The 3,541-nt window shown below is 72.0% G+C and carries 3 protein-coding genes; all 3 read right to left on the bottom strand.

Annotation, left to right across the window (positions count from 1 at the left end):
* On the bottom strand, nt 1-992 hold a 992-nt coding region (gene speB, locus GSF22_RS31990), incomplete at its 3' end, for an agmatinase (protein WP_208817641.1).
* Nucleotides 989-2,206 (bottom strand): saccharopine dehydrogenase family protein, encoded by a 1,218-nt coding sequence (locus GSF22_RS31985; protein ID WP_208817640.1) that lies wholly within the window; start codon nt 2,204-2,206, stop codon nt 989-991. The genes GSF22_RS31985 and speB, both read right to left, overlap by 4 nt.
* On the bottom strand, nt 2,206-3,541 hold a 1,336-nt coding region (locus tag GSF22_RS31980), incomplete at its 5' end, for an NAD(P)/FAD-dependent oxidoreductase (protein WP_208817639.1). The genes GSF22_RS31985 and GSF22_RS31980, both read right to left, overlap by 1 nt.

Below are 3,541 nucleotides of genomic sequence, written 5' to 3'. Positions count from 1 at the left end.
GTGGGATCCCAGGGTGGGGTGGTACCGGCGGCGTCGCTGCGTCGCCGGGCGATCGCCGACAACGCCTCCAGCACCACCCGGTTCCCCAGGTACGCGGTGATGTCGGCGTGGTCGTACGGCGGGGCCACCTCGACCACGTCCACCCCGACGACGGGCAGTTCGTAGCAGCAGCGGCGTACCGCGTCGAGCAGTTGCCGGGAGGTGAACCCGCCCGGCTCGGGGGTACCCGTCCCGGGGGCCATCCCCGGGTCGACCACGTCCACGTCGACGGAGAGGAAGACCCCCTCACATTCGTCGACCGCGATGGTGAACGCCTCGGTCAGGCAGGTGTCCAGGCCGCGCGCCACGATCTCGGTCATCTCGTACGAGCGCATCCGCTGCTCCGCCATCCAGGCCAGGGTCGGTGGGTCGGGCCAGTACCCGCGCAGGCCGATCTGGAGGAACCGGTCGCCGCGTACCGCGCCGGACTCGATGAGCCGGCGCATCGGCTGGCCGTGTCCGTGCAGCGAGCCGAACTCGATGTCCCCGGTGTCGGCGTGCGCGTCGAAGTGCACCAGGGAGACCCGGCCGAGCCCGTGGTGCCGGGCCACCCCGGTGGCGTCGGGCAGGGCGATGGAGTGGTCGCCGCCGAGGACGACCGGGATCGCCCCGGCCGAGGCGACCGCGAAGACGGCTGCCGCCAGGCTGGACAGCGACCGTTCGATGTCGCCGGAGAACATCTCGACGTCACCGGCGTCGTACACGCGCAGGTCGCGTAGCCCGTCGACGCGCAGCGCCAACGACGGGCGGGAGCCGTCGTGCGGCAGGTAGCAGGCCTGCCGGATGGCCGACGGGCCGAACCGGGTACCCGGCCGGTGTGAGGTGCCGCCGTCGAAGGGGGCGCCGACGATCACCACGTCCGCGTCGGTGAACGACGCCGGGTCGGCCAGGTCGCACCGGGGTACGCCGAGGAAGGTGACGTCCGGGCCGAACATGGGGCCGTAGCGGGTCACCGGGTGACCTCCTGCGAGTCGCGCATCCCCCAGGGTGCGCCGTACGTGGTGAGCAGGTCGAGGAAGGGGCGTGGCGGCAGCGCCTCCGGGCCGAGCACGCCGACGCCGGACCAGACGCCGGTGGCGAGCAGTTCCAGGGCGACGACCGGGTTGACCGCGGTCTGCCAGACCACCGCCTGGTGGCCGTACTCGCGCATCGACCACTCGTTGTCGACCACGTGGTAGAGGTACACCTCGCGGGGTCGGCCGTCGGTGCCGGTCCCGGTGACGAGGGTGCCGGCGCAGGTCTTGCCGCGCATCCGGTCGCCGAGGGTGGCCGGGTCGGGCAGGGCGGCGGCGACCACGTCGCGCGGGGCGACGGTGACCCCCCGGACCTGCACCGAGTCGACCGCGTCGAGGCCGAGTTTGTGCAGCGTCTTGAGTACCTCGATGAACTCGTCGCCGAGGCCGTACTTGAAGGTGACCCGTTTCGCCGGTACCCAGCGCGGGATGAGCAGCACCTCCTCGTGTTCCACGTTGACGCACTCGACCGGACCGATGCCCTCCGGGAAGTCGAAGACCTCCGGTTCGCTGAACGGTTCGGTGGTGTACCAGCCCCGGTCGGCCTCCCAGATCACCGGCGGGTTGAGGCACTCCTCGATGGTGGTCCAGATGGAGAACGAGGGGGCGAAGTCGTACCCGTCGACGGTCAGGTTGGCGCCGTCGCGTACCCCGATCTCGTCGATCTCGGTGAAGAGTTCGTCGGCGGCGTACCGGGCGAAGATGTCGGACAGTCCCGGTTCGACGCCGATGCCGACCAGGGCGAGCCGGCCGGCGGCGGTCCACGCGTCGGCGGCGGCGAACTGTTCGTCGCCGAGCTTGACGCCGGTCTGCGAGTACGGGTGGGTCGGGTGCGGCCGGGACAGCGACATCGCCATGTCGAGGTAGTCGGCCCCGGCGGCGAGCGCCCCGTCGAAGATCGGCATGACGAACCGGGGGTCGACCGCGTTGAGCACGTGGGTGATCCGGTGTTCCCGGCAGAGGGCGGTGACGGCGTCGGCGGAGGAGGCGTCGAGTCGGGCGGGGACGAAGCGGTCGCCGTGGTCACCCACCGCGCGGCGGGCGCGGTCGAGGTCGTAGTCGGCGACCACCATGGTGTCGAAGAAGGCGCGGCGGGCGGCGATGGCGACAGCGGCCGAGCCGACCCCGCCCGCGCCGACGAGCAGGATGCGCATCAGGAATCAAACCCCAAACCAAGACGGTCGAGCGTACGGAGCCAGAGGTTGCGCTGCCCGGCGTGCGCGTCGGCACGGGCCAGGGACCAGCGGGTCAGGTGGATGCCGGCGGCCCGGACGGGTTCCGGCGGGAACGGCAGCGGCTTCGACCGGACCAGGTCGAGCCGGGTCAGCGGGGTGGGTTCGCCGGTGAGCAGGTCGAGCATGACCCGGGCGGCGAACCGGGTGGTGCCGACGCCGAGCCCGGTGAAGCCTGCCGCGTAGGCCAGCCGCCCACCGTGGGCGGTGCCGAAGAACGGGCAGAACCGGGTGCACGTGTCGATCACCCCACCCCAACGGTGGGTGAATCGTACGTCGCTGAGCTGCGGAAACGTGGTGAAGAAGTGTTCTGCGAGGGCAGTGAAGGTGACCTGGCGCTGCTCCAGCGCCGGGGTCATCCGGTTGCCGAAGTGGTACACCGCGTCGTACCCGCCGAAGAGGATCCGACCGTCGGTGGTGATCCGGTAGTAGTGGAACTGGTTGCCGGTGTCGGCGAGGCCCTGCCGGTTCCGCCAGCCGATCGCGGAACGCTGGGCGGCGGTCAGCGGCTCGGTCATCAGCGCGTAGTCGTAGACCGGCACGACGTAGTGCCGCAGCCGGCGCAGCAGGGGCGGGAAGGCGTTGGTGGCGAGGACGACCCGGTGGGCGTCGACCGTCCCGGGTGCCGTGTCCGTACCGGCGACGGTGACGGCCCGCAGGCCGGGGCCGTGCCGGTGCAGGTCGGTGACCCGGGTGTGTTCGTGGACGCGTACCCCGAGCTGCTCGACGGCCCGGCGCAGGCCCCAGGCCAGCCGGGCCGGGTCGAGCAGGGCCACCCGGTCCCGGTCCCACAGCCCGGCCAGATACGTCGGCGAGTCGACCTCGGCGCGTACCTGGTCGGTGTCGAGCAGGGTCACGTCGTGGCCGTACTCGCGGGCCAGGGCGGCGTCGGCGACCAGCCCGTCGACCTGGTACGGCTCGACCGCCACGGCGAGTTCCCCGGTGCGTTCGAAGTCGCAGTCGATGCCGTACCGGTCGATGGTGTCCGCGATGGCGGTGAGGTTCTCCCGGCCGAGTCGTTCCAGTTCGGCGATCTCGTCGGGGAACCGGTCGGCCCCGTTGGCCAGGCCGTGCGTGAGGGAGGCGGCGCAGAATCCGCCGTTGCGTCCGGAGGCCGCCCAGCCGCAGGTGCCGGCCTCGACCAGCAGCACGTCCCGGTCCGGGTTCTCTTCTTTGGCGAGCAGGGCGGCCCAGAGGCCGGTGTAGCCGCCGCCGACGACCAGCAGGTCGGCGGTGGTGGGGCCGGTGAGCGGGGGC

This window comes from Micromonospora echinofusca, from assembly GCF_017614955.1.
In the GTDB taxonomy this organism is placed as follows: domain Bacteria; phylum Actinomycetota; class Actinomycetes; order Mycobacteriales; family Micromonosporaceae; genus Micromonospora; species Micromonospora echinofusca_A.
The sequence above is the reverse complement of the archived record's forward strand: the minus strand, read 5'-3'. Positions and strand labels throughout refer to the sequence as shown.

What these genes read in the sequence shown, in the direction of transcription:
- GSF22_RS31985 (WP_208817640.1), bottom strand. Translation starts at nt 2,206, where the DNA reads ATGCGCATCCTGCTCGTCGGCGCGGGCGGGGTCGGCTCGGCCGCTGTC.